Annotated in this window: 4 protein-coding genes and 1 pseudogene; 3 read left to right on the top strand and 2 right to left on the bottom strand. The window is 66.1% G+C overall.

Annotated features, from left to right (window positions below; genetic code table 11):
* Nucleotides 1-523: 523 nt before the first annotated feature.
* Both E0504_RS48860 and E0504_RS48855 read right to left on the bottom strand, forming a co-directional pair.
* On the bottom strand, nucleotides 524-781 hold the full coding sequence (locus E0504_RS48860; protein ID WP_207974736.1) for a hypothetical protein: 258 nt from the start codon (nucleotides 779-781) through the stop codon (nucleotides 524-526).
* 238 nt (nucleotides 782-1,019) lie between these two features.
* Nucleotides 1,020-2,378, bottom strand: coding sequence for an alpha/beta hydrolase domain-containing protein (locus E0504_RS48855; protein ID WP_373694023.1), 1,359 nt, complete (start codon nucleotides 2,376-2,378; stop codon nucleotides 1,020-1,022).
* 434 nt (nucleotides 2,379-2,812) lie between these two features.
* Here E0504_RS48855 and E0504_RS48850 point away from each other — a divergent pair, with 434 nt between their 5' ends.
* The 3 genes and pseudogenes from E0504_RS48850 to E0504_RS53925 form a co-directional block, all read left to right on the top strand.
* Entirely contained in the window at nucleotides 2,813-3,982 is a 1,170-nt protein-coding gene (locus tag E0504_RS48850; RefSeq protein ID WP_207974735.1) for a hypothetical protein, read from the top strand.
* 88 nt (nucleotides 3,983-4,070) lie between these two features.
* A complete protein-coding gene (locus E0504_RS48845; RefSeq protein ID WP_165938880.1) occupies nucleotides 4,071-4,685 on the top strand; it encodes a TetR family transcriptional regulator in 615 nt (204 codons plus the stop codon).
* A gap of 231 nt (nucleotides 4,686-4,916) precedes the next feature.
* Nucleotides 4,917-5,191 (top strand): annotated as a pseudogene (locus E0504_RS53925) (helix-turn-helix domain-containing protein); the annotation flags it as partial.

Below are 5,191 nucleotides of genomic sequence, written 5' to 3'. Positions count from 1 at the left end.
CCCTTTTCAGACACCCTCTAGCTGCGGCACGTTCAGGGTCGAGAGGGTAGGCCATCGTCACGCTCCGATCAGTGGGAGAAGCTCGACACTGTCCCGCATTACCGGTTCACAACTATCCAGTGCTGCCGGAGTACATCCCCAGCCGAGGTCTTCCCGGGCAGGCGGGCTGAGCGCTTTCTGGCCGCATTCTTGCCTGGCATTTGCATGCATCCCTTGTTTCCATCGATTTTTGCCTGGTCCCGCCATCAGGTCAGCTGACAGGGGTGGAGGGCCGACTACACGGGCTTTGGAGTTATTACGGTTGCCGGACCGGCAGGATCACCATGGGCGGTGCGGCGGGGTCGTGGAACACCTTCTGATCCGCGACGCGAGGGATTGTGGCGGTTTCCCGCGGCTCGTTTGGGTCCGGGTTGTGGTTGTAGCGCGGGAACGCGCCGCTGGAGATCTGGACCCGAGTGCGATGGTCGCGCCTTAAGGGATACGCCGTCGGCCACTACCGCACCGGCGCACAGGAGATTCAGGTTCATCGCACGCGACCTCCTTCTACTCGGACGTGTTGGCTACCGGCGAGCACCAACACGAGGCGGAGCAGGCGGTCAGTCAATTCCTCGGGATCGAGGGGATCGTCGCCGTCGATCAACCAGTCGTTGATGACTGCGGCCGTCCCGCCGGTGAGTAACGTCGTCAGGTCCTCGGCCGTGCCCTGGTCCAGCTCACCGAACAGTTTCCGCACGGCCTGTCTTTGGAACGAGCTGAACAGACTGTTGAGTGCTCTGGTCATGGCGAACGCGCACGATCCGGCCTCCACGGAGACCCGCGCGCTGTTCGGTGAGTGAGACGCTCGTGGGCGGGCATGCTCGACAGGTGTCGAGCATGCCCGCCGCATTCAGACGTCGGGTGTCGGTCCATTCGGTTGTCTGCGGGATGACGGTGCGACGAGGGCGTCGCGCCGCAGGCTGTCGTCGGCTTCCGGCTGCGGCGGTTGCGGGTTCTCGGTGGCCCAGCGCATTGCGGGATCGCTACTTGAGGATGTTGGACTGCGCCGCCACGACCAGGAGATGGCGGGCGTCCTCGGGCAGGAGGAACCCGGCCCGGACCGCGTCCTGGGTCGCGCGGTTCCATGCCGAGACGAAACCGCCGTGGTTGCGGTACAAGGCGGTGAGTTGCTCCGCTGAGAAGGGAACGGTGGCGCCGAAGAGCGGACAGGACGGGGTACCGCTGTTACCGAGTCCGCTGAGCTTGGCCACCGCGGCGTCTACGGCTGGCGTGCGGATACCGCCGAGCACGGTGCCGTTCGCGTCCAGTGCGTACTGGAGGGGCTGAACGCTGATCGTCTCGAGGCGTGGCGCCATAGGAGGTGGCGTGCCGTGGGCGACCCAGCGGTTGAGGCTGGCGATCGCCGCGCGTAGGACGAAAGTCTGTGGTCCACTGTTGATCGGCAGGTTACAGGTGTGGTTGGGGTTCGGTTGGTTCGTCGGATGCAGCATCGAGTCGAACCAGTCCGCGACCGGTTGACGGTCTCCGGTGTCGCTAGCGCCCTGCCGCAGGCCGTAGAGGTCGAAGTGTGATGTGCCTGCGACCTCCCAGAGCCGGTAGAGGGGGGTGTCGGGCCGGCGGGAGAGCAGGCCGCCGGTGTCGTTCTCCGTCTGGAAGAGCAGCACCGGAACGTCGAGGTCGTCACGGATGAAGGTGGGCGCCGGAGCCGGTACGTCCGGCAGCGGAGCCTGGGTCAGGGGTGCGCCGGCGGGGGTGATGCGGCTGTGTACCAGGAAGCCGTCGTAGACGTTCACGAGCGGGTGCGCGGCGTTGATGTAGGTGGTGAGGCGGTGCGCCGACTGCGACTCCCCGACGGCGAGCAGACGCTTGGGTGTCAGTCCGTCGAGCAGCAGGTCGGGGTTGTCGCGGATCGCCTGACCGGCCTGGGAGAACATGTCGTAGGAGTAGCTGTCACCGGGATGCGTCAGGGTGGCGTACCGCGCCGGGTCCCCCATCGGCGGCGCCTTGAGCGCGTTGAGGCCGACGGCCTGCGCGGAGACACCCACCCAGGCGTAGCCGCGCCGGGTCAACTCGGTGTGCAGGTGCATCCAGTCCGGGCTGGCGTCCACTCCCCCGGTGACGTTCAGCCACTCGACGACCACCGTGCCGTTGAAGTCGCGGTCGCGGATCGGTCGGTTCACGACGACGCGCGTCTGGTACGGCTGCTGCGAGGACGGTTGGACCGTCCACTTCCCGTCCGTCGTGAGCGGGGCCGTCGGGGAGTACGCGTCCGCCGTCCCCTCCAGGAAGTACTCCGACTGCGCGTAGCCCACGGAGGCGAGGTCGAAGTTCGTGTGCGCGAACACGACCGGCTTACCGTTTCCCCCGGTCACAGGCCCCATTTCGGCCGGGGACGCGGCATCCGCGTAAGCAGTCCCACTTAACCCAACACATGCTACGAGCGCACATGTCACCCCCAGCATCCGATGTCGAACCACAGCCATTCCCCTCTCGCCTTACGTCAATAGCCTTGACCGGCCTGCACGTCGAGACGTTAATGGCAGATCATGACAAGACCGACAGGTTGCGAAAGCTAGCTCCTGCGGCAAAAGGGTGTCAACCCTCAATGAGGTACAGCCCACGGCGAATCACCATCGCGACCCGACCAGCGACCCTCGCGATCACAAATAGTCGCCAGTCATGCTCTTATAGTTACGAAGCGAGCCTGCCCCTCGGCATGACATGCCACTGTTGACATGAACACGCGCGAGGTGGCACGGTTCCCTCTCAGGGGGCGGGAAGCGACCTAAGGGGAACGATGTCGACGGACCAGTCCTTGCACGAGAGGACGGCGCGCGATCCCGCTTCGTCGGCCAGGTACGCCCCGAGCACGTTCCTGCGTTGGCTGCTGGTGACGCTGTCGTGTGGCGCGGGGGCCGTCCACTTGGTCATGGTCCCCCCGCACGCGCAGGAATCGTTGGTCATGGGCCTGGCGTTCGCTGCCGCGGGTTGGTTCCAGATCGGGTTCGCGCTCGCCGTGCTCGTGGCACCCACGCGTGTCTGGCTGTGGCTGGCTGTTGCCGCGAACCTCGTCTTCCTCACGGCGTGGGCGACCAGCCGTACCGTCGGGCTGCCGGACTGGACGGGTGACGGCGGCACCCGGCAGGCCCGTTCGGCTGACATCCTTTGCGTGGTCTTCGAAGTCGCGATCGTGGTCGGCGCGGTCGCGCTCCTGGTCGAGTCGAGGGTGCTCGAACGCTGGAAGAGCGCGGCGCCGGCCGTGGCCGTCGCGGTCGCCGTCGGCGTCCTCGCGGGCACGACCGCGGTTCTCGTGTCGCCGAGCACAGCCAACCACGCGCATGCATCCGGCGACGAGCATGCCCTTCCCACAACCGCCACGGCCCACGGCCACGACGCGTCGGACCCCTCGGCGGCCACCGGGCACGATCACACCGAGAGCACCATCACCTACGACAAGCTCCCCGCGGCGACCAAGGCCGAGGTCGACCAGGTGATCGCGCTGTGGGCGAACAAGTACCCGACCGCCGCCGACGCGGCGAGCGACGGCTGGTTCAACCCGGGCAGGAGCCTATACGGGATCGGCGCGCACTACGTCAGTACCGTCGGCTTCAGTGGCGCCGCGGCGTTCGACATGCTGAACCCAAACATCCTCCTCTTCGACGGTGACGGGCCCGACGCGAAGTTCGCGGGGCTCAGCTACGTGGTCGCTGACGTGCCCGAGGGCTTCACCGGCGACTACGACGCGTGGCACAGCCACCCGTCGGCCTGCTTCGAGGGCGGCAGGGTGTCATCGCTCACGGAGGAGAACTCCGCCGTCTGGCTGAGTGAGAGCGAGTGCACAGCACAAGGTGGGCAGGTACGCCCGCTCGAGAACGACCAGATGATGCACCTGTGGATCGGACCTGAGTACATCAACCGCGCCCCGATCTTCGCGCACGACCACCCCGACCTCTACGACGGCTACAACCCCAAGCGCGACGGCTAACCGCTCCGCCGTTTCCCAGGCAGGAACGGCCTAGGCTGCAAGGAGGGAGTGGGTGCCGGAAGAGTGTGGGACCGATGGGATGACCGAGTTGACGACCGAGTCGCTTGCCGCGCAGCTGAGGACTAAGCGCTCGGAGATGATGATCTCCGAGTTGGAGGCCGTCGCGCTCCGGCTGTTCGAGGAGCGCGGGTTCGACCAAGTCACCGTCGACGACATCGCCTCCGAAGCACACATCTCGGTGCGGACGTTCTACCGCTACTTTCCCGCCAAGGAAGACGTGCTGCTGGTGAAGATCGACCGACGGAGCCAAGCGCTACAGGCCGCGCTGGCGATCCGTGCCATCGACGAGGCTCCGCTGCACTCGCTGCGCCTCGCACTGATGGAGGCAGTGTCGCGGGAGGACGCGGCCCTCAGCAGGCGCTGGACGGAAGTGATGATGGCTACCCCGAGCGTGTTGAGGACGGTGCTGGGCGGAATCCAACTGAAGACCCAGAGGGTGATCGCGGAGTTCCTTGGTTCTCGCCTCGGCCTGCCCAGTGACGCTCTGGTACCCACCATGCTGGCCGCCGCAGTCGGCGGCGTCATCCAGACGGCGCAGACGCAATGGTTCCTCGCGGGTGGCGACTTGGTGACGAGGATCTCGGAAAGCCTCGAGGTCCTGGAACAAGGGATCGTATCCGATCCGAGGACCTGGTCTGGTTGATCCACGCTCCCCTACGTCCACGTCCTCCGAAAGATCGATGCGGGACACGATCTGATGATCACCGAGCCGGGGGCCGTCGCTGACGCGCTCCTACAGATCGTGTGGGGTGCCAGAAGTCGGCCTGGGCTGTGAGCAGGGATGATGCGGCGGCGCGGCTGCTGTCGGCATGATGGTCACCTATGTCCATCCTGTGGGGCTCCAGAATCCCGATTTGGGCGGTGACCTGCGCGTTTGCCTGCCGGATGGGGCCTGCGTCGGGCAGGCTGGATGGTCATGGTGTGGTCGCTGCTCTACGCCCTGACACGCAACGCTCTCGGGCTGATGCTGCTCCGAGTCCGCGGGTCCGCTGCAAAGGACGTAGAGCTCCTCGTCCTGCGACACCAGGTGGCGGTGTTGCGACGGTAGGTGAACCGCCCCGGCGCTGGAACGGGTAGGCGGATCGGGTGATCCTCACAGTCCTGTCCCGGCTGTTACCCCGAGCCCACTGGGACATCTTCTTCGTCACC

The sequence above is a fragment of the Parafrankia sp. BMG5.11 genome, from assembly GCF_004337455.1.
This window is presented reverse-complemented; position numbering and strand designations above follow the sequence as displayed.

Bases quoted from the DNA above. Each gene is read 5' to 3' on its own strand.
- E0504_RS48860 (WP_207974736.1), bottom strand. From the start codon at position 781: ATGACCAGAGCACTCAACAGTCTGTTCAGCTCGTTCCAAAGACAGGCC.
- E0504_RS48855 (WP_373694023.1), bottom strand. From the start codon at position 2,378: ATGGGGCCTGTGACCGGGGGAAACGGTAAGCCGGTCGTGTTCGCGCAC.